The sequence below is a fragment of the Corynebacterium sp. HMSC072D12 genome, from assembly GCF_001813925.1.
GTDB lineage: Bacteria > Actinomycetota > Actinomycetes > Mycobacteriales > Mycobacteriaceae > Corynebacterium > Corynebacterium aurimucosum.
On sequence record NZ_KV814386.1, the window covers coordinates 71,357 to 96,551 of the forward strand.

Sequence of the window (25,195 nt, forward strand, 5' to 3'; positions counted from 1 at the left end):
AACGTTGATGACACACAATCAGAAACCTTCGATTGCGGATGTGCCGCTGAGTGAGCTTAAGTCCCTGCACCAGCTCAAGCGCGTAAACGCCGATGATGTGCGTGCAGCTGTATCAGCGCCGTTTAGGCAGTTCGCCGAGCAGATTGCCGCCGCGTATAACGGCGAAGCGGTGGAGTACCCGGAGCTGAGCGCGCAGGCGCGCAATGCTGCGGTGGACCAGGAACGTGCTGCGCAGGAGCGCGCGGCACAGGAGCGCGCAGAACGCGAGCGCGCCGCACAGGCTGAAGCGCAGGCCCGCCAACGCGAGCAAGCACAGCGTGCCGCTGCAGCCGCCGGTGTAGCGCAGACAGGTTCCGCGGCTCAACCCCAACCGGCGCAAGCAGCGGCACAGCCGCACGATTTCTTCGCCGAGTGGGAGGCACTGCAGGCAGAGGAAGAGCAAAAGACTCAGGTTAACGAAGAGGACTACATCACCATCCCTGGTTTCGGGATTAAGGCGGAGTACCAGTTTCGCCAGGACCCGAACTGGGAAGCCCCCGGCATCGAGTTTGAAGTCGAGGTGCCGCAAGAGGCGGCGCTGGAGCAGGAATCTCAAGAAGAGCCTGGCTACGGCATAGAGCCAGAACCGGAGCCGGAGGATTCCGATCAGCGCCATCCGGTGCGCCTGTGGTGGCCGGAGCTCGAGCACGCGCCGGATGAGGTGGTGTTCTACCGAGTCGTCGCCGATGACGCAGAGATGGTGGCGTCCCCGGATGCCGGTGACACCCTCGTCTACACGAAGGGAACCGCCTACCGTGAACACGAGCCGGGCGAGACAGGCTTGCGCCACTACGCGGTATGGGCTTATAAGGGCCGCGACCTTCGTGAGCTTGTCAACAGCCAGCCGGTATTCATGGGAGACACGGGCGTGGTCTTCCCGCCGGTGAACGTTCAGGTGTCCACCATCAAGGGCGCCATTCAGGTGTCTTGGGACCTGCTGCCGGGGCACTCGAGCGCCATGGTTTATGCCTGCCGCGATAGCGAGAAGGAAAAGCTGTCCCCGCGCTTCGAACAAGACGTGGACAGCAGCGGGCGCAAGGCGACTATTCCGGTGCAAGAGACCGGACAGACCGTCGTCATCTCCTTGCTGGGCCAGGCGGAGTTCCACGGCGCTACTGAGCAAAGCCAAGACGAAGTCGCAGTCCAGCGCTCCGTGAAGCTCGCCAGCGAGCTGGAGAAGCTGGAGCTCTCCCGTTGCGAGCGCCGCAGCGAATACGGACAGGACACCATCGAGGTGGATTGGTACTCGCCTAAGACCGGCGAGGTAAAGATTTATCTCACGCCCACCGCCCCGCAGGCGGACCTGCGCACGTCCGCAGTGCCGAAGACCTACGTCGAAAGCGCACTGTCGAGTGCTATCAGTGAGACCCGCGGTGTGTCCGAACCGGGCTCCTTCCAAACCACCACGGTGCCGTGGCCGCCAGATTGGTACGAGGTTTACATCACCCCAGTGAACTTCAACGATGCTGATGCCTGGGTAGGTGAATCCAAGGTGCTGCAGCGCGTGCAGTCCATTGAAGATGACCAGTTCCGGCTCATTGAGCGCGTGGACAGCCAGCTCATTACCTTCGATTGGCCGAAGGGTGCAACGGCGGTGGAGTACTCCACCAACCGCGAGCACGATCAGATCCGCGAAGAGGACTACGACCTCCAGGGAGGCATCCGCCTGCACCTCGATCAGCACGGTGATACCGTGCGGCTGAAGCCTTATGCGGTCTTCGCAGGCAAGCGCACCGAGGGCAATGAGCGCGTGATCCAGTACGAAGGTCTGCGCCCAGTGACCTATGACTTTGAGGTCGATTCCTCCCAAGGCCAAGCCAGGGTGTTCCTCTGGAGCTTGGGCAACGGCGATAAGCGCCAGTTCTCCTGCCAGGTGGTCTACCGAGCTGACCGCCTGCCGCTTTTCCCCGAAGACGGCGAGGCGCTCGGCATTGTGGAGACCAATCTGCAGAGCACCACGCACGTGGCTCATGGCTTGGGCCCGATGCGCGGGCAGCACCCAGATTTCACGGTGGCATTAGGCGAGCGCATTCAGCGCGGCGGCTTCATCCGCCTGTTCGCCGTCGAGGGCTTTGATAGCCAGGTTGATACCTCGTTCGACAGCTTCGGTGGTGATGATGCCTTCAGTGGTTTCTCGGAAAGCTACAGCGATGCTTCCTCGACGCTGAGCGCATCAGATAAAGCTGTGGTGGTAGAAGGCGATGTGTCCTACCGACTGGGGCTGTACCCACCCGTGCAGAATCAGGCTCCGAACTATGAGGCGCAGTATGAGCAGCAGAACTACGACCAGCAGAACTACGGGCAGGATTATTCGCAGGATCAGTACTTTCAAGGAGGCCAGTAGTTATGGGCGGCGCCTTTAGCTATGCATCATTTTCCCGTGCCAATGGCCGCGCCGGTGGCTGGGGTGTAGGCCAGAAGGCCGGTGATATCACCCAAGAAGAGTTGGCTGAGCTCGTGTCCTTCGTGCCGACCTCTCTCAACAACGGCACGACGATCCCGGATTTCCCCTCTGCCCAGCAGCGCGCGGAACTGGTTCGCCGTACAGCGGTCTTTGCGCTCACCCCTGAGGCGGAAAAGTGGGTCACCATGGTATCCGTCCCCGCGGGCCTGGATGCGACCGGCCGCGGCGGCAACGTCTTTACCTACACCTCGATTTCGCGCACGGGAACCCCGCCGGCACCGGCGACGGTCCTGTTTTCTCCTGACATCCCAGCACCTTTTTCCATCTACGAGGTGGATAAGGTGCAGATTCCGGAAAAGATCTCAGCGCGCGGACCGTTGCACTCGGACGTGTTGTTGGAAGAGTTTTTGGATGGCGAATTCCGCTACCCAGAGAAGCTTCCCGCACCGTTCAAGGCGGTAGCCCCGAACCCGAATCCGAGCTTCAACCGTGCGCTGGTTTCTGCCATGGCCACAGTGTTGAATTCCCGCAACGGCCTGGTCATCCTCGTGGCCCCTGATAACCAGGCAGCGCTGTGGATTGCTGCCACCGCCCGCGAGGTGGGGGAGGATGGTTTCGGCTTCTCCACTTTTGAAAAAGCCGCCGCCATCAATGAGTTCCCGCTGAGCACCTCCACCATGCTCGTGGTGCCGCCGAGCGAGAAGCAGCGTCTCGCGGAGACGGCGATCCCCGGCAATCCGGTCGTGTTCGCCCTCGATGAGGCCCTGCCAGACGTCAGCTCCTATGCAGAAAATGCCGCGGAAGAAGCTGAGTCTGCGGCTCCGGAGCCACAGCAAGAGCAGGCCGAGCAGCGCACTGTTTCGACACCCATAGCAGAGGAGAACGCTGCAACGGGTAGCGAACCTGCACAGCGAGACGCGCAGAGCTTTGACGATTCTTGGGGTCAGGACCCAGCTGATTTCGGAGCACCTATCGCAGACTCCTCACCTTTTGCGCTCCCGGGTCATGGACCCGCGGGTACTCCGCCAAATCCCCTCGATGCGCCTGAGCCGAACACGGCGCAGGAGAACCCTTTTGCCACGAAGGCGGAGGCCGCGCCGTCAGCTGGTGCAGACACCGCGCCGGCAACGGCGTCGGGCGGCAACGCCAACGTTCCTGGGCTCAGCGCCGAGGAGTGGCATAGGCTCAAGGAATTCGATCCGCGCTGGTGGATCGAGCACCTTGATACCCACCGTGGTCGCTCCATCCAGCTGGCCTACCTCGATAAAAACTCGTTGGGTGAGGGGTTGGACAAGCTGTTGATGTCCGCGATTGTTGCCTCCTGGGTTTTCTACTTCCCGCGGGATTTCAACCTCCTAGCAGAGGATGCCCTGCAGCCCTGGGAGGACCGCGAGCTCGAGCACATCGGATACCTCACCGCTACGCACTTCGCCGGAATCATCGCACTGGATCATTGCGAGCGCTATGCCACGGGGCGCGTCGCCATGTTGCTAGATGGCACGACACAGTTGCTGGCGGAGCGCTCAGCTCCCATGCAGCAACGACCGGGCCCATCGCATTTTGAACCGAACACAGCATGGCAACACCGGGGAGCAGCTCTCGGTGAGCACGGTCGAAACATGGGATTCCACGGAAGGTAAGAGAAGGAAATAAGCGTCATGGCTAAATACACACTGCGGGACGGAGAGTCCCGCCGCATCGGCTCAGACGGCATCCTGCGCGTCGAAGCCTTCGAGATGGGAACCGGCGGCGCCTCCATGGAGCTGGCGATTTTGGGAGAAGGCGTTGATGCCGTGCGCGTCCACGACCTCTCCATCATGGTGCACTCCCTGCCCGAGCGCGCCACCATCGTCGTGCGCCCGAAGCGGAATGGGACCTTCGGCCTGCGCAGCGAGGTCCGCCTGACGGTGAGCAACTCGAGTGATTCGGTGACGTTCCCGCGCGTGCTTATCGACGCCGCCGAGGACTCCGCCGAACGCCTCGCCGAGGTCACCCCGGAATCCGGCAGCTACCACTTAGAAGCATTCGGCACGACCGAAGGCGCCGGAATCACCGATTCCGCCCGCGAGGTGCGCTCCAAGATGCGTCGCGCGGAGCTGGATGTCGCAGGCCTTGATAATGTCACCGTGGTCGTCGATGGTTCCGCCTCCATGCAGATCAATGTCACACCGAAGATCGTCGAGGCGACCGCCAAATATATCGATGCGCTCTCGGATGCCTTCCGGCACTTCCGCGCCACTGATGGGCAGGACAGCATCGAGACCCATAAGGTGGATGAGCTGACCCGTTTCATCGCGGACGTCATTGATAGTGGAGCGGAGCGTGTAGGTCAGCGGCCGTGGCGCTTGCCGACTCTCACCTCCACGTCCTCGCTGGTCATCTACGTCACCGATTCTCCCGTGACTTCCATGCTGGAAACCCAGGTGCCCACCGTCGTGCTCATCACGAGCGCTATCGGACGCCAGGAGCTGGAGCTCGCGCGAATCAACGGAACCCCGGCTCATGTGGCGTACGCGGTGATCGACGGGGACGTCGTCAAGCAGCTCGAATCCGGCGCGAACACGGAGCTTTCGGAATTGACTGACCGCGTCACTGCCATGCTGAAAGAGAGGAACTAATGAGCCAGGCACGTTGCCCGTGGACCTTTAAACCGCTCGAGGATGGTGTGACGGTAAGCCCATACACCAACCGGGAGCTGCCGCAGGGATGGACCGACGCCGTGACACATTGCGTGGCCATGGCCGGCGCGCGTAACTCCGGTAAGTCGCTCTACACCGCGGTGATGATCAAGCAGCTCAAGCAGCTGGCGCACAAGCACAACCGCTCCGTCCAAGCGGCGGATGAATCCACGCGCGAGCGCTACGCCGAGGTTTATGAGAAGCCGCTCTTTGAGGAGATGCGTGCCATGGACCCCACGCCAAGTGCGGTGGCTACCGACGCCTACCAGCGCGACCCACTGATTTTTGAGCTCGGTAAGTGGCCTGATGAACAGGGACACGAGCGCATGAATTACTTGGTCTTCCGCGACGTGGCGGGCGAAGACTTGGAGAACCCGCCAGAGAACGAAGCCGACCGCGAGAACCTCGCTTTCTTCTCCCACGCGGATTTGGTGATTTTCCTCTTTGACCCGCTGCGTGTGCAGCAAATTCAGGACTTTATCCACGGTCTGATTCCCAATATTGGTGAGCTCGGTGCGGATTCCCTGCGGGTTCTGGACAACCTGCTGGCGCTGCTCGATACGGATACCCCGCCGCCACTGGCCGTGACCATCTCGAAGTTCGACACGGTGCAGAAACTTGAGCAGGTGGATGACGTGCGTTGGAAGAAACTCATGGCCAACCGCGGCTCCGCTTTCCGCCGGGATACCGGGTGGAACTTCCGCGATTCGGACCGCTGGATGGTCCACCTTGAAGCCGAATCGCTGTTGCGCTTCTTAGGTGCTAATGACCTCATCAACAAGATCTATTCGGCAGCTCCGCGTGGCGGTAGCTTCTTCGTGGTCTCCGCGTTGGGTGAGGCCCCGACGGGCCGCCAGCTAGCCCGCAGCGGCATTGCGCCCTACCGCGTTCTGGATCCCATTCGTTGGTTGCTGAGCCAACGCGGCGTCTTTGCGCAGGATGTGTCATGACTTTCGGTAGCCCACAACCCCCAGGAACCCCGCCGACAGGCTCGCCTGCCGCGCCCGCACCGGACTATCGCTACGGTGCAGTCACCGATTCTGTCCGTCAGACCCGCCGTGCCGCCGATATGAAGGCGCAATGGGCACCGTGGCCGTTGAAGATTGCAGCGGTACTGGAGGTCTTCATCACGAGCTACGCGGTATACAACATCTGCCGGCTCATCGCCTTTGAAAACAGCCCGGCGGCGGTAAGCCGCACGGACCAGCTCTCCACTGAGCTCGGCGTGTTACTTGCCGTACTGGTTCTCTTGGTGTGTGCCCTCACCACCTATGTGCTGCACGCGCAGCAGTCCGCGCGGATTGCGCTGACCGTTATCAGCGCCATCGTGGTGCTGCTCATTCCGGCGAGTTCGGTCATGCCCGCGTCCATCGCATCGGCGGTGGTCATTGTGCTGCTGTGGCTGCCTGCGAACCGGCAGTGGTTCGGCGGCCAAGCGTGACAAGCCTAGGCCCCGTGCACCGCGGGGCTTAGGCCTTCTTGCGCAGCTCCTCGAGAGCGCGCACATTATTGGCCTTGGCAAAGAGGTTGAACGCAAGGTGGTACATCTTGCGCGCGCGGTCTGTTGCGTCGGCGGAAGAGTAGCGATCACCTAAAAGTTCGGCGACCTCCGCCATGGCGTTTTGCTCCGACGGCGTCGTGGCTTCGGCGACAGAGTGCCGGTCCAAGAAATCGAGCAAAACCTGGGTGGATTTAAACATGTCCTGCGCCTGCAAGCGGAGGCTTTCGGAATACAGGACGGTCCACTTGGCGGATACGGGAAGGCTCTGGAGCTTGAGCGAATCCACGTAGCGCGAGGCCAAGATGTCATAGGCCTCCTCTGGATCGCTGTGGCGAACATCGAGGGCCACGGTCTTGAGCAAAGCATGGAGCTCGCCATCGAGGTCTCCGCAGCGTTGGAACTCGCGGGCAGCAGCGGCAAAGCAGGCCACGCGCTGCTCTAAGTCTGAAGAAGAGTGCTGTGCAGCATCGCTATAGAAGCGGGCTAGCATCACTGCGGGGAGCTGCTGGTACTCCTCGTCCGCCCGTGCGTTGGAGAGGATGGTGAAAGATTGCGTAGCCACGCGCTCGCAGTCGGCGGCAGAATTAGATGCCCACAGCGCGCCCACGGCGGACTCGAGGATGGTGCGGAGGATGTCACCCATCGTGGCCCCTGCGCCGTCGAAATCTCCTCCAGTGACGGCGTCGTTGATAGCCACGAATTCAGCAGCGTGTCCTTTCACTGCACTCGCTTCACCGCTCTTGGCAGATTCTAGGCGCTCTTGGAGCACGGCCAGTGATACATTGCTGTCGGTGCTTGAGGTGTTGCTGGCGGAGCCGGAGGACACCTCCGCGCTGGTGGGGGCGGATTCAGAGAAGTCTTTTTGGCTGGCCGCGGTGCGCGCTGCGGCAATTTCATTCAACGCCGTGTCGTCGCCAGCTGCAGCGGCCTTGGCTGCGAATTTCTCTGCCGCTTCAGTGTTGTTGTTATCCAGCCATGCGCGGGCCACGCGGGTATAGCCGGTAGCCACGAGCGCAGGCTGTCCGGTCAGCGCGCCCAGTGAGGCAATGGTGAGAGAATCGTCGATGTTCTCGATGGTGCCGGCAGCCACGCGAAGGGTTTCGCGGGCTTCTAGGTACTGGGCGGCGGGGACGGCGTCCTCCACGCTGCCCAAGAACCTGTCATCTGCGAGTACTCGGTTGATCTGCTCATCAATGTGGGCGGATTCATCGGTGGGGAGAGAAACCCCCGGCGCCTGGGCCCGCGCGAAGGCGAGCATCTTCTCGGCGTCGGCAGAATCAAGCAGGGGATACGTCGCATCAGAAGCCATGGGGGAGATTCTAGTAGAGGACCCCGACGCGCGCGGGACTCCTCGTAGACTGGTTGCCATGGATTTTCTCAGCCCCGCTGGGCGCTATGCCCCGAGCCCGTCCGGAGATCTGCATCTGGGTAACCTGCGCACGGCGTTGCTGGCTTGGCTCTACGCCCGAAGCAGTGGGCGCCGCTTCCTTGTTCGCGTAGAAGACATTGACACGCAGCGCTCCTCCCGGGAGTCGGCACAACGCCAGTTGGAGGACCTTGCCGCGCTCGGCCTGGACTGGGACGGGGAAGTCATCTACCAGCAGGATCGCTATGCGGCTTATGAGGCGGCGCTGGCGCAGCTTCCTACCTTTGAGTGTTACTGCTCGCGCAAAGATATCCAGGAAGCTTCCCGTGCGCCGCATACTATTCCTGGGCAGTATCCGGGAACGTGCCGCGATCTCAGTGACGCCGAGCGCAAGGCCAAACGCGCCGAGCTCGCCGCCCAGAACCGCGTGCCCGCCATACGCTTGCGTGCTGACGTCTCCTCCTTCACCATCCATGACGCCTTCGCCGGCGAGTACACCGGGGAGGTGGATGACTTCATCTTGCGCCGTGGCGGCCAGCCCCCGGCGGATCCGAGCCAGGGTATGGACTGGGCCTATAACTTGGCGGTTGTCGTTGACGATGCCTTCCAAGGTGTCGATCAGATCGTGCGCGGCGATGACTTGCTGTCTTCCGCCCCGCGTCAGGCCTACCTGGCGCACAAGCTGGGCTATCCGGAGCCGGAGTTCGTTCATGTCCCGCTCGTGCTGAATTCGGACAACGTCCGCCTGTCCAAGCGCGATGGGGCAGTAACTCTCCGCCAGTTACTCGCGGATCCGGGGCGAGAACTAAGCGATGTGATCCGCCTGCTCTCCCGCTCGCTGGGATATGACGCCGAAGGGATTAATACCGCCGCGGACCTCCTCGAACGCTTTATCCCCGATAAGCTTTCACGGGAGCCCTTTGTCTGGGATGGAACGGTGTAGAACGGAGCAGCATGGAAGCCTTTGAGTACGCCCATCTGGAAGACGGTCTGGACTACCTCTATGACTTCTTCGAAGAGGACTTGGAGGAGCGCGTGCGCGCTGGGCGTGAGCTGCTGCCGGCGGGCATGGAAGACATCCTGGGGGATAGCACACTGGATGACTACGTGTGGCTCTGGATCAAAGAACCTGGGCCCAACGGTTTCCGCCAGTACCTGCGCGATGGCGGCTATGGCGAGGCCGAGGTGAAAGAGGCCTTCCTGCTTGCCCGCACCGAGTGGGGCATGAACACCCCGCCACACGTGGAGTGGCTCAAGGAAGACGGCTACGAGGCTCCCGAGTTCGATTAACAGCGTTTGGGTTGGATTGCACGGCTGGCAGACGGGCTGCAAAGAAACCAAAGTGCTGACACCTTATGCGAAGAATCACATGTAATCACCTGGGGTTTTCCGTCTGGGGTCCCGCAAATGGTTCCCCTACTTTGGTTCCTTTTGCCCGGGCGGCTTAAGGCTTAAGGGTCCGCAGTGCTAAATGCGAGAAATCCCGGACCTCTTAGCGTGATGCTGTGAAGCCCGGGATTTCCCAGTGGCGGAGGATAGGGGATTTGAACCCCTGAGGGATGTGACTCCCGCACGCGTTCCAGGCGTGTGACATAGGCCGCTAGTCGAATCCTCCGCTGAGAAACATTACATGAGCCCCCTAATGAAGCAAAATCGCCAGGTCAGCGCGAAGAACTTGAGGATTTAGGGGCGCGAGGTAAGAAGTGCGCTTGGAAGCGGAGCGGGAGCCGGGCGGTGGGGGAGCGGTTTGGCGTCGACAAGCAAGGCACGCTAGGCTAGACCGCAGGATTCCGCGTGGCGTCCATCCTCTGAACTCCCCCAGGGCAGGAATGCAGCAAGGGTCAGGAGGCTCTGGCGGGTGCGCGGGGTCCCCTTTTATTTTGTGTGCTTTAACACGGGGGATGTAACGGGGCGTTAGTATGGTTGCCATATGTCCGCACTACGTCCCGGAAGGAAGACGGATGTCTCTTCTTAATCTTGAAAAGTCCGAGCTTACTGAGCTTGCCGCGCAGGTGCGCAAGGACTACGAGGCCCTCAAGGCTGAGGGTTTGGAACTTGACTTGACCCGAGGAAAGCCGTCTAAGGCTCAGCTTGATCTGTCCAATGATCTGCTCGTCCTGCCGGGCCGCGGCCACTACACCGATGCCGCAGGCAATGACCTGCGTAACTACGGTAACCAGAAGGGCATCAAGGAGCTGCGTGAACTGTGGGGCAAGCTCACCAACATGGATCCGGAGCTCCTCATCGCGGCGGATTCTTCCTCCCTCAACATCATGTATGACCTCATCCTGTGGGCCTACACCTTCGGCACCAACAGCTCTGAGAAGCCGTGGTCCAAGGAAGAGACCATCAAGTGGATCTGCCCCACCCCGGGATATGACCGCCACTTCGCCATCACGGAATCCTTCGGCTTCGAGCTGATTTCGGTGCCGATGGAAGAAGACGGCCCGGACATCGAGGCGGTAGAGGAGCTGGCCAAGGACCCGCAGGTCAAGGGCATGTGGGTAGTGCCGATGTTCTCCAACCCTTCGGGCGCTGTCATCTCTGAAGAGAAGACTCGCCGCCTTGCAGCGATGGAGACCGGTGCACCGGACTTCCGCATCGTGTGGGATAACGCTTATGCCGTGCACACGCTGACCGAGGACTTCCCGGAGGTTCTGCCGATTCTGGAGATTGCAGAGCAGGAAGGTAACCCGGACCGCTTCTGGGCTATGTCCTCGTCGTCGAAGATCACCTTCGCTGGCTCCGGCGTGAGCTTCTTCGGATCCTCCGCGGACAACCTGAAGTGGTACCTGGAACATGCCGGAATCCGCGGCATTGGCCCGAACAAGATTAACCAGCTGGCACACTACGAGTTCTTTGGGTCCGCCGAGGGCGTGCGTGCGGTTATGCGCCGCCACGCTGCGCTGCTGGCGCCGAAGTTCGAAGCGGTTCTGCGCATCCTGGATAAGAACCTCACCCATCACGAAATCGCTGATTGGACCCACCCGGAGGGTGGCTACTTCATCTCCCTGAACGTGCTGGAGGGCACCGCGACCCGCGTGTGGGAGCTGGCCCGCGATGCCGGCATTCTCCTGACCAAGGCTGGCTCGGCCTTCCCCTACGGCAAGGACGAGAAGGACCACAACATTCGCTTGGCCCCGTCCCTGCCGCCGCAGGAAGAGGTTGAGGCAGCAATGGATGGCGTGGCCACCTGTGTGCTGCTCGCCGCACTGGAGAAGCTGGGGGCATAAGGCAATCAACTCTGACGAGACGGCCTACTGGCTCGACCAGATTATTCCCGCTGAACTGGCGTTTAAGAATGTCGAGGGGCAGCGCTTGGGCTTAGCTTCGCTGGAGGGTGAGCAGTCCCTTGCGGTCACTTGTGGCTTCGCCGACGTCGATACCGGCTTGGCGCACGCCGAGCAGGGGATCGATGTGCGCTGCGAGCTCCTCACCGTCGCCCGCACCAACCAGGCTGAAGCGGCTGCTGCAGTGAGTGCGGCAGCGGCATTGCTCACAGAGTCAGCAGGCTTGCTGCCCGCGCAGCCGGGTTTGCTCCTGCCCAAACTTTTTGCTGAAGGGGACGAGCGCTTCGCCCACGTGAGCGTGCGTCATGGCATGCTCATCGCCCCGTACCTGTGGGGTGGCCAGACCCCGCAGGTGGCGGAGGAGGGCCGCCTGACACTGGTCTGCCAACTGCTGATGCTGAGCGACGCCGAGTACGCCTACGCCGTCGAGGAAGGCGTGCCGGCGCTGCAGCAGGCGGTGGCGGAGCAAGGCATCGATCTACTGGATTGGCAGCGCTCGGAGTGACGTGTCGGGGCGAGACGCTAGACTGACTAACCGTGGCTCTTTACCGGAAATATCGTCCAGCAACGTTCGCGGAAGTGGTAGGCCAAGAGCAGGTCACCACGCCGTTGTCCGCCGCCCTTGATGCGGGGCGTATTAACCATGCCTACCTCTTTTCCGGCCCGCGTGGCTGCGGAAAGACGTCGTCTGCGCGCATCATGGCCCGCTCGCTGAACTGCGAACAGGGCCCCACCTCCACGCCGTGCGGGGTGTGCGATTCCTGCGTCTCGCTGGCCCCTGGCGGGCCGGGCAACTTGGATGTCACGGAGCTCGATGCCGCTTCCCACAATGGTGTCGAGGACATGCGTGAGCTGCGTGACCGCGCCTACTACGCGCCGGCGGAGTCGCGCTACCGCATCTTCATCATCGATGAGGCCCACATGATTTCCGCCTCCGGTGCCAATGCTTTGCTCAAGGTGGTGGAGGAGCCACCGGAGCACGTGATCTTTATCTTTGCCACGACGGAGCCGGAAAAGATCATCGGCACCATCCGCTCGCGTACCCACCACTACCCCTTCCGCCTGCTAACCCCGCCGGCGATGAAGGGGCTGTTGGAGCGCACCGTGGCCTCGGAGAACGTCCACGTGGATGACACCGTGTACCCCATGGTCATCCAGGCCGGCGGCGGGTCACCGCGTGACACGTTATCCATCCTGGACCAGCTGTTGGCGGGCGCGGGGCCCGATGGCTTGACCTACGATGTGGCCCGTCCGCTTCTGGGTGTCACGGACGAGGGCTTGCTGGATAACACGATTGAGGCTCTGGCTAGCCAGGATAAAGCGGGGCTTTTCCGGCTTGTCGACGATGTCATTGAAGCCGGCCACGATCCCCGTCGTTTTGCTATTGACCTCTTGGATCGTTTGCGGGATTTGATGATCTTGCAGGCCGTGCCATCCGCGTTGGAGGAAGGTTTGGTCTCGGCTCCGACTGACCGCGGGGAAGTACTGACTGCCCAGGCGCAGCGCTTCTCTGGCCCGCAGCTGGCCTACCTGGCGGAAACCGTCAACGAGCGCGTGTCCTCCCTGCGGGGAGCGACGTCCCCACGGCTACTTCTAGAAATTTTGTGTGCGCACCTCATCGTTGGTGCCGCCCCCGCAGCGGCAGCGGCCGGTCAGCTACCCACCGCTGCCCCGCAAGGTGCGGGAGCGCAGCCTTCGGCACCCGCAGGGCAGCCCACCGCGCCTGCACAGCGCCAGCAATCTGCGGTCGCCAGCGCCCAGGATCCCGCGGCCGCCGCTGCGGCGATCATCGCGCAGCGCCGCAGCCGTCAAGCAGCAAAGCAAGAGGCCCAGCAACAGCAACCACTGCAGCAACCGCAGCAGGCCGACAAGGCTCAGGAAGCAGTCCAGCAGGTGCAGCAGCCCCCAGCCCCCGAGGACTCGCAGCCCCAAGTGCCAGAGCGTCCTGCACAGCCGGAGGCGCAGCCTGAGCCGCAGCCAGACCAGGCTAAACAGCGCCAAGAGCCGCCGGAGCGCCAGCAACAGGAACAGCAGCAACAGGAGCAGACGGAACAACAAGAACAGGCTCAAGAACAGCATCCTGAGCCTGAGCAGCCGCACGACCCAGCCGCGGAGATTCGCGGGCGGTGGTCGGACCTGCGCGCCACCATTGGCCGTCGCAACAAGGTCGCTGAAATCATGCTTGCCGAAGCCCGTGTCCTCGGCGTGCGTGATGACACCCTGGTTCTTGGGCACACCACCGGTGCGCTGGCGGAACGCATCAATTCTCCAGGCACCAACGAGGTCATCGTGACCGTCCTTCAGGAGGAGCTCAACCGCACCCTGAAGGTCACGTGTGTCATCGGCACCGACCCGAAGGCCCACGGGTTCACGGTGACTGAGCCAGTTCAACGTACCCAGTGGAACCCCAACCAACCGCCACGTGAGGCCGCCGAGCCCGACGAGGAGGCAGAGAGTCCGGAGACTCAGGACAACGCTACTGATTCGCACTCTTCCGAAACTGCGCCAGCTTCCGCAGCCGCAACAGAATCTGATGAGGTCGACAAGACCAGCGAGCCCGAGGCGAAGGAACGCGGCGACGCTAGCGATGACCCGTGGGGCGCGCCGCGTCGGATCGGGCAGCAGGGGCCGTCGTCTGAAATGACGGCGGATCAGCCCCAGTCTCAGCACGGTGCGCGCGAGGAGGCAGGCACGCGACCGGAAGCTGCCCCGCGCGGGGCAGCAGTGCCCCCAAAGAGGGAGGCCCGTGGCAGCCAATGGCGATCACGCATCGCGCAAGCGAGCCAAGTAGCAGCCCAGCGGGATGAAGAGTTTTCCAAGGTTCCCAAGTTTGGCAACGGCGTTCCGCTGCCGCCGGAGCCGGGCCCGGACGAGGGTGAGTTCGAAGCACCACCGGAGAACTACGGTCCGCCGACAGGGATGGGTGGGGCGCCGGAAAGCGCAGGCCAAGCACCTGTCCCGCCGCAACAGTCTGCGCCTCAACAAGCTCCCGCCTCGCAGCCGGAATACACCCGCGCGGATGAGGAACGCGAGATGATGGAGGCCGCGCAGAACGCCGGCGAGATGGACCACCGCAATGCCACGGAAGTCGCGATGGAGCTTCTCGCACAGGAGTTGGGAGCGCGGCGGCTCTAGCGTGGCATCTGTACACTTGGCCCGTAGTGAAAATAACCGTGTGAAAGGATTTTTAGCATGACTGAGAACGACCCGATGCAGCAGGCAAATGACATGAACGAGATCCTGGCGCAGGCCGCCCGCGTCCAGGCTGAGCTGGAGAAGGCTCAGAAGGAAATCCTGGCCGCCACCGTTGAGGGTAGCGCTGGCAATGGCCTGGTGAAGGTCACCATGACCGGTGGCGCTGAGCTGCAGAGCGTGTCCATTGATAAGTCCGTCGTCGACCCGGAGGATATCGATACCCTGCAGGACCTCATCGTTGGCGCCTTCAAGGAGGCTCACGCTGCTGCTGGCCGCCTGGCCCAGGAGAAGATTGGCCCGCTGTCCCAGGGCATGGGGCAGTCCCAGCAGAACTACGATGGTCCGTCCATCCAGGATGTCTTCGGCGGCAACCAGTAAGTCGCGCGTTAGACTTAAAGGCCGTGATTGCTCTCTTTGTGGAGAGCAGTGCGGCCTTTTGTTGTGTCTCCAGCCGCTAGGGCTTAGGGGATTGTTGAGTGAGGGGAGCATTGCGTGTTTGAAGGACCTCTGCAGGATCTCATCGATGAGTTCTCGCGCCTGCCGGGTATTGGCCCGAAGTCAGCGCAACGCATCGCCTTCCACGTGTTGCATCAGGATCCAGAGGAGATTGATCGCCTCCAGAAGGCGCTGGGGGCAGTGCGTGATGGTGTGACTTTCTGCCGCATCTGCTGCAATATTTCGCGCGAGGAAGTCTGCCGCATCTGTATCAATTCGCAGCGCGATGCTTCCACCATCTGCGTGGTGGAAGAGCCCAAGGACATTCAGGTTATCGAGCGCACCGGCGAATATGACGGCCGCTATCACGTGCTCGGCGGCGCACTCGATCCGTTGGCGAACGTGGGCCCGAAGGACCTCAACATCTCGCAACTACTCCAGCGCCTCGGCGGCGTGCTACCGGACCGAGAGCTGGCGGACTCCACCCCGGAGGAGCCGCTTTACGACGACTCCCCGGACATCACCGAGGTCATCCTCGCCACCGATCCCAACACCGAGGGCGAGGCCACCGCAGCTTATCTTGTGCGTCTGCTACGAGACTTCCCGGGACTGAAAATCACGCGCCTAGCTTCCGGCATGCCGCTGGGCGGCGACCTTGAGTTCGTCGATGAGCTGACGCTTTCGCGTGCGTTGAGCGGCCGCCTAACGGTTTAAACCGGCGCTTCAGAAAATAGAGAATTAACCGTTGAACTTTTTCGCCAGAGCTTCCATATCGGTAGGACTCATGGGGATTTCGGGTTTGGAAAAACAACTGCGGTAGCTGCCAAGATGATTCGCATAAACGTCCCGACCTGTTCCTGCGGCACGAATCTTGCTGTGGGGACTACTCGCATGGGCTAGTCGGTTTCCGAAATACTTGATTGCCCAGTCGAAATCCTTGAAATCTGGGTCATATTTGTAGGCTGAAATCCTTCCAAGTAGGGCAAAGATCCAATCTGCGCACTGAACTGTTTGGTAAAGATGGCTTTCTACTTCGAGCCGACCCGTACGGTTACTTCGCATCCCTGTCAGCTAATGAACAACGCGCAATCATTGCTGCAGTTGAACGTGCCAGGGTCACTGACATCAATCCTCAGGTAGCGCCTTTTGCGACCGCCCAGTCGGACCCCTACCGGATATATATCCAGGGCCTTGAAATGCTGTCCTGCATCGCGCTGGTCGATGTAGTATCATGCGGCATCGCCAATCAGGCAGCCACAACCGCGAGTATGGAAGCGCAGAACCGGTTTCCTGGCGCCACATCACTCCACAATGGAAAGGGCGATGTTTTTCGGCACTGCTCGTGGAATGCCCTGATGACGATGAGAATCGGTGCAGATGCAGCTGAACGCATTGCTACTAACCACGAAACTGTCGCTCAGGGGCCAGCGGATGAGACCAGCATGGACCTGTATAACAATGCCCAAGGTCGATTTCTTGGATTTGCTTTCGCAAGTAGTGGCGACGAAGCTTCTGCTCTGAACCAGTGCGCCCTCTGGGCTAGCATTGGACTGCTATCTCCACTTTCCTAGGATAGGCACGAGAAGGGGTTTATGTTAATGAGACGCATGATGGCGCGGATAGGGTTCACTAGTATTGTCTCCCTATTACTCTCCTCTTGTAGTTTTGATGACCCATTGGCTTCTCATCTCGCGTCCCTAGGACGATCGGGACATGCAATGCCCGTTACTGAGTCCATCACACTGGAGGAACTCTACGGACCAGAGTGGACTGAGTTTTCGCTCGTGTGCCCATACACTCCGTATCAAACAGTCAAAGAAACACTTATGGCTGATGATCCCCCTGTTCCAGAACACGGCTTCTCCGATCACGAAAACTTCCTCTTTCTTAGAGGAAAGGGCGACAGCGAACAATGGGTGAGGTTCTCTCGACAGGCTCTCGATCTGTGTTCTCCATCAAGTCCGTCTTCTTTAATCATGGAGTCAACGACAGTTGCTCTCACTTTTTCTCTGGATAATCCGGGTAGTGCTTGGATTCTAACCGGCTTGAACAAGTAGTCATATGGGCTCGCTGCTCCTGGGCAGTATCGGGAACACTCAGATTGGGGTCAGCGTGCACGCCCAGGCGATCATCGTCGCGGCCTTGAACGAGCAGTAGGATCGTCTTGATGGTGGCCAGCAACGGAGCATCGTGAACGCTCTGGACGCGTCTACCGCTGCGACTGAAGAGGCCGAAAAGTGGGCGAGGGATCGCCTTCGCCCTGCCGAATAACCCCGGCTAATCCACCCGCGAGGTTGACAAACTATATAGGAACACCCCCTGGATACGCGAAAGCTCGTGTGAACAACACGAGCTTCGGAAGTGGAGCACCTTAGTGCGTCCGTTGCCTACGGTACCGTGTGCCGAAGGTTGTGGTCAATCGGTTCAGTTAGTTACTTCTATTGATATCTAGCGCTGCGAGCGCGGCGGCTCCGAGGCGTTAAAACGCTCGGTGCGCAGCTGGTCAATGGCGGGGATGTTCAAGGGCTCAAGTTCGCTGAGCGCGACTCCCATGGCCTTGGCCAGTAGCAGATCCGCCAACTGCGGGTTGCGCGCCAAGACGGGGCCGTGCATGTAGGTGGCGATAACGCTGCCCTGTACCGCGCCCTCGGCACCGCGCTGGACGGCCCTGTCGGAGAGGTCCAGAATGGCGGCGGTATCCGCATTGCCGGTTCCGCGCGTGAGCGTTCCCAGCGGTTGGGCGGCAGGCCCCAGGATGGTTGCACCCATGTGGTTCTCAAAACCGGTGAGCGGCTCGGTGAGCTCAGCGGTGATTCCGGCCTTGGTCGGTTCCGTGGCTACCTCACCGATAGCGCGCTCGGTCATGGAGGCGGTGGTGGCGTCGATGAGCCCCACACCATCCACCACGCGGCCGGACGCACGGAAGGACTCGCCGAGTACCTGTAGGCCTGCGCAAATCGCCAGAATCGGGCGCTTCGCGGCCGCCGCGCGGGTCAGGCCGCCATCGGCGATGAGGTGCTCCGCGGCGAGAATCTGCGCGGTGTCCTCGCCGCCGCCAAGGGTGTAGACGTCGAGAGAATCCGGCACCGGCTCACCTAGCTTGATGGGCACGATCTCAGCCTCGTGGCCGCGCATGCGGGCGCGCTGGCGCAGGACCAGGGCGTTGCCGTCATCGCCGTAGGTACCCAGGATGTCAGGGAGGATGAGGCCAATCTGCAGGCTAGTCATTCGAGTGCTCCTTTGCTGCTGCGGCGGTGAGGGCCTTCTTCAGATCACGGAAGGCGGTGTAGTTGGCCAAGACCTCGATTCGGCCCTCCGGGCAGGATTGAATAGCGGCGAGTGGGTTTGCGATGAGCTCGTGCGAGATATCCGCATAGACCAAACGCACTGCGAGGTCGGTGCCGCGCTCACCCGCTGCCTTGACGGGAATACCTTCGAAGTCTTCGAAGCGCACGTCCCACAGCCAGGACATATCAATACCGTCGGCGACGTGGCCATTGGCGGCGATGACCAAGCCATCTGCCTCTCGGTCCACCATGGACAGCGCTTCCTGCCAGCCGGCCGGGTTCTTGGCCAGGAGGAGGCGAATCGTGCGCTTGCCCAGCGTGATGGTGGAGTAGCGTCCGGCCACATCATCGACGCCTTCCGCAGCGGCAATGGCCTTGTGGCGGTCCACGCCGAAAGCTTCAACCGCGGCGGCGACGGCTTGGGCAGCATTGCCGCGGTTCGCGCGGCCTGGGAGGGAAAGGCGCAGCTTATCGACGCCCTCCGGGCTCACCAGCCCGTCCTCCGTCACTGCCCAGGTGGGGGTGGGGCGTCGGAATTCGCGGCCGTCGGCAAGCGGCTTGACCGCGTGCCAGTCCTCGCCCTCGCGCACGATGTGGCCCCCAGTGCGCGGGCAAGTGACGGATTCACCCATCCAGCCGGCACCCGCGGAAACCCAAATGACATTCTTCGCGTCATAGGCCACGGAGGTCATGAGGACGTCATCGCAGTTGGCGATGACGAGCATGTCCGGGTGGGCCTCGACGGCGCCGCGCAAGGCGCGCTCAATCTTGTTGATCTCACCCACGCGGTCCAGCTGATCGCGGGAAAGGTTCAGCAGCACCAGCGCGGTGGGGTTGAGATTATCCGCGACGTGGGGAACGTGAAGCTCGTCTACCTCAAGGACTAGATGGCTCGCATCTTTGCCGGCCAAGAGTGCGGAGATGATTCCCGCATCCATGTTGTCGCCACCATCGTTGGTGGCCACGGTGTGTTCGGCGCGCACTGCGGCGGCCAGCATGCGCGTGGTCGTGGACTTGCCGTTGGTTCCGGTGACCAGGATAGCCGGGCGCTGCTTGGCCAAGTTCTGCATGATGGTGGGGTCGATGGCATTGGCGATGAGTCCGCCAATCATGCCGCCCGCGCCGCGGCCCGTGGCGCGCGAGGCGGTGGTGGCCAGCGCCGCAGCGGTGGTAGCAACCGCAGTGCGCGCAGAAGAAAACGCGCTTCGGAAGTTAAAATTCATGTTCCCCAGAGTAGTCGGGGGACCTTAGCTATCGGTGTTGTGTGAGCGGTTGTGTCCCGAGTTTTGCTGCTTCTGGTGGTTGCCACTACCGCGGCGGCCACGTCCACCGCGCCGGCGACGGCGGCGACCTTTATTGCCGCCCCTGTTCCGGTTGTTCGAGTCGGAGTCCGACTGGGCGGGCTTGTCACTCGCAGATCCGTCGGACGAAGAGCCCTGGTGCTTCTTCTGCGCGTGTTCCTGCTTGGCAGAGTGCTGAGTACCGGAGGACTTGCGGCGCGAGCGGCGGCGGTTCTTGTTCGTGGAACGATTGCGGTTGGATTGTCCGCTGCTGTGGCGTCCGCCCGAGCTACCCGTTGACTTAGACCCGGATTCTTCCTCTGGCTCCGTGGGTTCCTCGATGCGCTCGAGAGCGGCAAGGAAGGCAACGTCGGACATCAGGGGGATGTCCTTGCGGTGAGCGTGCATGGGCTTGCCCACGAGGTTGGTGGTGATGTTGCAGACCACCAGGGACGTTTCTCGGGTGAGCTTTTCCGAGTAGTTGAGCTCCTCGCGGGCTAGGGCGGCGATGATGGTATCGGGGTCCTCGGTGATTTCCGGGGCTACAACGATCTCCATGCCGCGGATGAGCTCCTTGCCGGGCACATACGCGCCAGGGTTGTGGTGCTGGCGGGGCGCTTCAGCAGCGTCGACGCGGACGTGGGAACGCTGCAGCCCAAAACGGTCCGCTCGCAGATCATCCGGTGCTGCACTGCTCAGTGGGCCTGAAGCTTGCGCGCGATAAAGATCCACAAGCAGGCGGGTTGCTTCGCGGGAGGTCTCCTTCTCCGGCTTCTGCGCACGTTCGACGCTGGCCGTGGGGTCAGGCGCCGGAAGGCCGGTATCGCGAGCAACTGCTGCCAGACGAATATCGGTGCCCCACACGCTTTGGCGACGAGCCGTGGCGAGGGTATCCACGATCGCCACTGGGGTGGGAACGTGTCCCACCTTGAATCGGCGGCGCCGGCCCTTGCCGCGGTTGCGATTGCGCGCGCGGTTTTGGCGGGCGGCGGCGGTCATTGCGCGGCGTGCCTCTGAGACGATGAAACCCCAGGTGTAGGGGGCGTCGTGGACGATGAGAGTGCGGCCATCGATGAGCCGGTCCAGTGGTTTGAGGAGCATGGAAAAGGACTGTCCTGCCTGGACTTCCTCAGCACTGAGACCGTGCAGGTGTTTAGGGCCTGGGTCCTCGCCCGGATTGATGACGGCGTGGAACTCTTGGCCGATTTCGCCTTCGGCGTTGAGGGTTAGCGCATCCACAGTGAGCAGTCTGCCGGTGGAAGGGTGGATGCCGGTGGTTTGGATGGTCAGCGCCACGAAGGGGAAAGCTGCGAGGGCTTCCTCGCGGGCGGTGGCCTTGTCCTTGTTGTCGTCCTTGTGCGGCTGGGCCGTTTGTTGCTCATTCCCGGTCTGCTTTTGGGCAGCCTGGTGCGGGCGTGGTCCCGGCTTCGGGGCGTTGGTGTTCGGTGACGCCGCGGCCGGCGTCCCTGCTGCGCCAGGCTGCGCTGCAGGCTTGGTGGGGCCGGGTGTCGTAGTCATTGTTCACAGTTTAGTACCCAACTGCGAGGAAGCTGGAAAGGGCACACGTGAAGCGGTGCGAACCACCTAAATGGAAGTAAGGGTGGCGCTACGCGCTGAGGTGACTAACCGAATTCGATGATGATGACCCAGCCGTCGCGGTCAGGCGTTGGCTCTGGAGTTGGGTCCGGTGTGCGGCTTGGTTCAGGAGTGCGCTCTGTGCTCGGCTTTGGCTTGGGCTTCTCGCTGGGCTCAGGGGTGAGCTCTGGCTTGGGCGTGCTGCTCGGCTCGGGGGTGCGCTCTGGCTCAGGCGCGGACTCAGTGGTCGGCTCTGAGGTTGGCGTTTCGCTCGGCTCGGGAGAGGACTCGGTGGTTGGCTCTGACGTGAGGGAATCGCTGGGCTCGGAAGTTATCGGCGCAGCCGTGGTCGACGGAGCTGGTTCAGACGTACGTGGGGTAGCCGTCGGAGTCGTGTTCGGAGCTGCCGAAGTTGGGGTCGCCTTCTGAGTCGGCGTAGAGCTAGGTTCGCTCGTGCGCGTGGAAGGGGTGTTCTTCTCCGGCTCTTCGGGCTGAGTCTCTGCTTCCGGCGTTGCGGGCACTTCGTGGCTGCTGCGAGGGGAAGGAGTCACTTCCTCAGGCGCAGCCAGCTCTGCATGTTGAGTGGGCTCTGCTGGTTCAGTTGGCTCACGCTGCACGGTCAACTCAGTTGGCTCTGCCGGTTCAGACAGTTCCGTTGGTTCTGCCGAGGCGGAGAAAGCAGTGTTCTCGATGGCGCGGGATGTGGTCGCAAGACTGTGATGCTCAGGGCGGTGAATCCCTGCGGCGGTGCCTTCGGTCTCCTCTTCTGCCCAGGCGGAAGGTTCGCTGTCAGCTTCTGCATCATTGGCCGGGCTCGGAGCCGGCAGCGACGTGGTATAGCCCTCCAGAACCGAGTCGGTGACATGGTCATGGGCGGGATGCATTGCGCGCACTGAGGAGACAAAGCTAGCGGTGCCGCCGACGAGTACAGCGACACTTGCTGCGCAGGCTAGCTTGAGCCCGGTGCCAGCGACAGCGATCTGGGTTCCAGTCGTCGCGGCAGCCCCAACTGAATTCAGGGAGAGGGCTTGTGCACCCTTTGTAACAGCGGAACCAGTGGTCTGTGCCGCACCCGCTGCCTTGGAGCTGCCGATAGGTGCGATTGTTGCGTGTGCCTTGGCGGTACTTGCCGCCGTCGCGGCAGCCGCTCCCGCGGCAGCGGCGATGACGCCTGCGGTTTTCACCGCAAAACTGGTGTTTGGTGTTCCATCTTCGGTGTAGAGAGTTAACGTTGGGGCTTCGGCATCTGGGGTGAAGTAGGCGCGAGCAATTGCGATGAGACCCTCGTGTTTGAATCCCGTGATGGTATCGCTCAACTGCGAGGCTTGATCGCGCGGAATGGTGGCGACGAGTTCGTCATCTAGGTGAACCTCGATGGCACGGCGGAAAAAGTGCCGGCGGTTGGACAAGCGCACGAGGAGATGGGCGGGGTGCTTCGGCAAAGAGTGCGTGGTCGCCGAAAAATCAGTGATATGCAGTGCGCGGTCACCGTTGAGCATGCCCCAGCGCTGGGCTGGGGGGATATTGAAGGGAACGCACAGGCCTGGTTCGGGGAGGAGAACCTCAAACACCGGGATGGATTCCTCTGCCGCATCTTCGCGGAGCGCGATCTCTGCGGTGGCCTGAGGAGTTAATCCCGCACCGATGATCGAGTCCAGCTCTGCATAAGCGGCAGACTGGGAGGCGGGAATGACGCCGACGATGTCCCCTCCATGCCGGACACGGAAGCCGGAGCTGGAGTGCCCACACAAGGTAACGGGGAGATGGCTATTTTCTGCTGAAGAGAACAGCTGTAAGAACATCTCTGGGTTGACGGCGTCAACCGTAAGGCGGCGGGGTTCACCAAAACCACGGTGGGGGACCACGTAGTTGGTGACCGTCATACTATTCGCCTTCGTTACTCGTACCGTGCCGAATTCGCTAGGTGTGAAACCGTGCGCAGTAGGGAATGTCGTAGCGTGGACTTAAATCCATTTAACCGCACAAGATGCTCAAATTGTTCTTGTGAAAAATTATCTTTGTTGATTATATAACTCGCCGTGGTGGGCTACAACAGTGCATATCCAGCACAGCGTTGCAAGGGGAAACATTAGCAAAAGAGATTGTGCTGGGGATTATACGCAAAGGAGGAGGTCGGGTGATGAGGCCGAGCTCCTCCTTCTTCTTCTTCTTCTGCTGCTGCTTCTTCCGGCTGGTCGGCGGATGTGGTCAGCGTTAGTCCGCGCGGTTGACGGCAGAGGTAATCGCGTTGATGGACGCGCGCGTCGTGGAGCCGGCGATGCCGGCACCCCAAACCTGAGCGCCGTTGACTTCGGCGGCAATGTAGCAGGCCGCCTCCGCATCATCACCGGAGGTGCGGGACTGCTGGGAGTAGTCGATGACCTCAAAATCAATTCCGACATCCTCCAAGGCATTAGCGTATGCGGCGATAGGGCCGTTGCCGATGCCTGAGACGATGCGCTTTTCACCGTTGAAGACGATGGTTGCGGTTACCTTGGCATCCTCATCCTCCGTGGTGGAGTTGTCCACCTGGAAGGAGACCAGCTCCAGCGGGGAAGTGCGCTCCAGGAATTCGTTGGCAAAGATGTCCCACATGTTCTTGGAGTTGACCTCGCCGCCCTCGGCATCGGTCACCGCTTGGACCACGGAGGAGAACTCCGCCTGCATGGCGCGTGGCATGTTGATGCCGTGATCGGTTTTCATGATGTAAGCAACGCCGCCCTTGCCGGACTGCGAGTTGACGCGAATGACCGCCTGGTAATCGCGGCCGACATCCTTCGGATCGATGGGCAGGTAGGGGACTTCCCAGGTGGTTTCCTGCAGCTCTTCCCAAGAAACCTCGGTGTTGTTCGCGCCTGGGCGCACCTCCTGTGCCAGGGCGTCCAGGCCCTTGTTGATGGCGTCCTGGTGCGAGCCGGAGAAGGCCGTAAATACCAGTTCGCCGCCGTAGGGGTGGCGCTCCGGTACGCGCAGCTGGTTGCAGTATTCCACGGTCTCGCGGATCTTCGGCAGATCGGAGAAGTCGATCTGCGGATCCACTCCCTGGGTCAGCATGTTCAGTCCCAGGGTAACGATGTCCACGTTGCCGGTGCGCTCACCATTGCCGAACAGACAGCCCTCGATGCGGTCTGCACCGGCCATGTAGCCCAGCTCAGCGGCGGCGATGCCTTCGCCGCGGTCGTTGTGGGGGTGCAGGGACATGATGATGGAATCACGTCGAGCAAAGTTGCGGTGCATCCACTCGATCTGGTCGGCGTAAACGTTCGGGCTGATCATCTCAACGGTGGAAGGCAGGTTGATGATCATGGGGTTTTCTGGAGTTGCCTCCATGATGTCGACAACGGCATCGCAGACCTCAACAGCAAAGTCCAGTTCGGTTCCTGTGAAGGATTCCGGCGAGTATTCCCAGCGCCAGTTGGTGTCCGGGTAATCCTTGGCAATGCTCTTGATGAGCTCCGCAGCGTCCGTTGCCAGCTTCTTAATGGCCGGGCGGTCCTTGCGGAAGACCACGCGGCGTTGCAGCTTCGAGGTGGAGTTGTAGAAGTGCACGATGACGTTCTTTGCGCCTTGGCATGCCTCGAAAGTGCGGCGGATCAGGTGCTCGCGGGCCTGTACCAGGACCTGAATGGTGACGTCTTCCGGAATCTTGTTGCCCTCGATAATCTCGCGAACGAAGTCGAAATCCGTCTGAGAGGCGGAAGGAAAGCCCACCTCGATTTCCTTGTAACCCATCTTGACCAGCAGGTCGAACATGCGGTGCTTGCGCTCGGGGCTCATCGGGTCAATGAGGGCCTGGTTGCCGTCGCGCAGGTCCACCGCGCACCACTGCGGAGCCACGGTGATTTTCTTATCCGGCCACGTGCGGTCAGGCAGGCTAACCGGCTCGACCTCTTCGGCGAAGCTCTGGTAGCGGTGAACTGGCATCGAGGAACCGCGCTGTTTGTTCCAGGCAGGTTGGTTGTCATTGCGCGGGCCGGCTGGGGTGGTGATTTCGCGGGGAGCGGAGATGAAAGAATCGTTGGGGGACATAGTGTTGGTCTCTTCCTTATGTGAGGCGTGTGTTTCGCTGTGTCGCTGTGATGAGCAACTGTGGAGCGAATCGTGGGGAACGGCCAGCTGCGGTGTGTGTTGGCATCACCACGCTC

At 61.5% G+C, this 25,195-nt stretch carries 18 protein-coding genes, 1 tRNA gene, 1 other RNA gene and 1 pseudogene; 14 read left to right on the plus strand and 7 right to left on the minus strand.

The genetic code is table 11. From position 1 onward, the window contains the following. The first annotated feature begins 7 nt into the window (after positions 1-7). Genes HMPREF2943_RS03225 through HMPREF2943_RS03245 form a run of 5 tightly spaced genes read left to right on the plus strand, consistent with a single transcriptional unit; the run spans position 8 to position 6,562 of the window. Positions 8-2,383 carry a SaeA-related protein gene (locus tag HMPREF2943_RS03225; RefSeq protein ID WP_070710789.1) on the plus strand — a complete coding sequence of 792 codons (2,376 nt, stop codon included), beginning with the start codon at positions 8-10 and terminating at the stop codon, positions 2,381-2,383. Positions 2,384-2,385: 2 nt separating this feature from the next. Further along, positions 2,386-4,083 (plus strand): GAP1-N2 domain-containing protein, encoded by a 1,698-nt coding sequence (locus HMPREF2943_RS03230; protein ID WP_070524552.1) that lies wholly within the window; start codon positions 2,386-2,388, stop codon positions 4,081-4,083. Positions 4,084-4,101: 18 nt separating this feature from the next. Further along, the gene (locus HMPREF2943_RS03235; RefSeq protein ID WP_010188425.1) at positions 4,102-5,061 is read left to right on the plus strand and encodes a hypothetical protein; all 960 of its coding nucleotides are present in this window, start codon (positions 4,102-4,104) and stop codon (positions 5,059-5,061) included. Beyond that, positions 5,061-6,071: a TRAFAC clade GTPase domain-containing protein gene (locus HMPREF2943_RS03240; protein ID WP_010188426.1), complete on the plus strand. Its 1,011-nt coding sequence runs from the start codon at positions 5,061-5,063 to the stop codon at positions 6,069-6,071. The genes HMPREF2943_RS03235 and HMPREF2943_RS03240 overlap by 1 nt, the downstream gene beginning before the upstream one ends. Beyond that, positions 6,068-6,562 (plus strand): hypothetical protein, encoded by a 495-nt coding sequence (locus tag HMPREF2943_RS03245; protein WP_010188427.1) that lies wholly within the window; start codon positions 6,068-6,070, stop codon positions 6,560-6,562. Before HMPREF2943_RS03240 ends, HMPREF2943_RS03245 begins: the two co-directional genes overlap by 4 nt. Before the next feature lie 28 nt (positions 6,563-6,590). On the opposite strand, the gene HMPREF2943_RS03250 is transcribed toward HMPREF2943_RS03245, so the two are convergent. Then, complete coding sequence (locus HMPREF2943_RS03250) at positions 6,591-7,931, minus strand: hypothetical protein (RefSeq protein WP_070710790.1); 1,341 nt, start codon at positions 7,929-7,931, stop codon at positions 6,591-6,593. Positions 7,932-7,989: 58 nt separating this feature from the next. On the opposite strand from HMPREF2943_RS03250, the gene gluQRS reads away from it, so the two are divergent. Both gluQRS and HMPREF2943_RS03260 read left to right on the plus strand, forming a co-directional pair. Then, a complete protein-coding gene (gene gluQRS, locus HMPREF2943_RS03255; RefSeq protein ID WP_070710791.1) occupies positions 7,990-8,931 on the plus strand; it encodes a tRNA glutamyl-Q(34) synthetase GluQRS in 942 nt (313 codons plus the stop codon). Positions 8,932-8,942: 11 nt separating this feature from the next. Further along, positions 8,943-9,278 (plus strand): hypothetical protein, encoded by a 336-nt coding sequence (locus HMPREF2943_RS03260; protein ID WP_070444250.1) that lies wholly within the window; start codon positions 8,943-8,945, stop codon positions 9,276-9,278. 236 nt (positions 9,279-9,514) lie between these two features. Here the strand turns inward: HMPREF2943_RS03260 and HMPREF2943_RS03265 are convergent. Next, a tRNA-Ser gene (locus HMPREF2943_RS03265) sits at positions 9,515-9,603 on the minus strand. Between the two features lie 166 nt (positions 9,604-9,769). Between HMPREF2943_RS03265 and ffs the strand changes: the two genes are divergently transcribed. The 7 genes from ffs to HMPREF2943_RS12715 all read left to right on the plus strand — a co-directional run bounded on the left by ffs (position 9,770) and on the right by HMPREF2943_RS12715 (position 16,479). Then, positions 9,770-9,868, plus strand: an RNA gene (gene ffs, locus HMPREF2943_RS03270) — signal recognition particle sRNA small type. A gap of 81 nt (positions 9,869-9,949) precedes the next feature. Continuing rightward, positions 9,950-11,221 carry an aspartate aminotransferase type Ic gene (locus HMPREF2943_RS03275; RefSeq protein WP_010190010.1) on the plus strand — a complete coding sequence of 424 codons (1,272 nt, stop codon included), beginning with the start codon at positions 9,950-9,952 and terminating at the stop codon, positions 11,219-11,221. Next, entirely contained in the window at positions 11,169-11,783 is a 615-nt protein-coding gene (locus tag HMPREF2943_RS03280; RefSeq protein ID WP_080550381.1) for a suppressor of fused domain protein, read from the plus strand. Before HMPREF2943_RS03275 ends, HMPREF2943_RS03280 begins: the two co-directional genes overlap by 53 nt. Positions 11,784-11,815: 32 nt before the next feature. Continuing rightward, positions 11,816-14,413, plus strand: coding sequence for a DNA polymerase III subunit gamma and tau (locus HMPREF2943_RS03285; RefSeq protein ID WP_070710792.1), 2,598 nt, complete (start codon positions 11,816-11,818; stop codon positions 14,411-14,413). 57 nt (positions 14,414-14,470) lie between these two features. After that, entirely contained in the window at positions 14,471-14,851 is a 381-nt protein-coding gene (locus tag HMPREF2943_RS03290) for a YbaB/EbfC family nucleoid-associated protein (RefSeq protein ID WP_010190004.1), read from the plus strand. A 114-nt stretch (positions 14,852-14,965) separates the two neighbouring features. Next, complete coding sequence (gene recR, locus HMPREF2943_RS03295; RefSeq protein ID WP_010190001.1) at positions 14,966-15,622, plus strand: recombination mediator RecR; 657 nt, start codon at positions 14,966-14,968, stop codon at positions 15,620-15,622. Positions 15,623-16,104: 482 nt separating this feature from the next. Further along, positions 16,105-16,479 (plus strand): DUF6973 domain-containing protein, encoded by a 375-nt coding sequence (locus HMPREF2943_RS12715; protein WP_371325732.1) that lies wholly within the window; start codon positions 16,105-16,107, stop codon positions 16,477-16,479. An 877-nt stretch (positions 16,480-17,356) separates the two neighbouring features. Here the strand turns inward: HMPREF2943_RS12715 and HMPREF2943_RS03300 are convergent. The 5 genes and pseudogenes from HMPREF2943_RS03300 to leuA all read right to left on the minus strand — a co-directional run bounded on the left by HMPREF2943_RS03300 (position 17,357) and on the right by leuA (position 25,079). After that, entirely contained in the window at positions 17,357-18,136 is a 780-nt protein-coding gene (locus tag HMPREF2943_RS03300) for a type 1 glutamine amidotransferase (protein ID WP_070444246.1), read from the minus strand. Continuing rightward, positions 18,129-19,418, minus strand: a complete 1,290-nt coding sequence (locus HMPREF2943_RS03305) for a Mur ligase family protein (protein WP_070710793.1) — start codon at positions 19,416-19,418, stop codon at positions 18,129-18,131. The genes HMPREF2943_RS03300 and HMPREF2943_RS03305 overlap by 8 nt, the downstream gene beginning before the upstream one ends. Before the next feature lie 369 nt (positions 19,419-19,787). Further along, positions 19,788-20,993, minus strand: a pseudogene (locus HMPREF2943_RS03310) (DNA polymerase III subunit epsilon); the annotation flags it as partial. Between the two features lie 104 nt (positions 20,994-21,097). Further along, entirely contained in the window at positions 21,098-22,933 is a 1,836-nt protein-coding gene (locus HMPREF2943_RS03315; RefSeq protein ID WP_070710795.1) for a hypothetical protein, read from the minus strand. Between the two features lie 331 nt (positions 22,934-23,264). After that, complete coding sequence (gene leuA / locus HMPREF2943_RS03320) at positions 23,265-25,079, minus strand: 2-isopropylmalate synthase (protein ID WP_070710796.1); 1,815 nt, start codon at positions 25,077-25,079, stop codon at positions 23,265-23,267. Positions 25,080-25,195 lie beyond the last annotated feature (116 nt).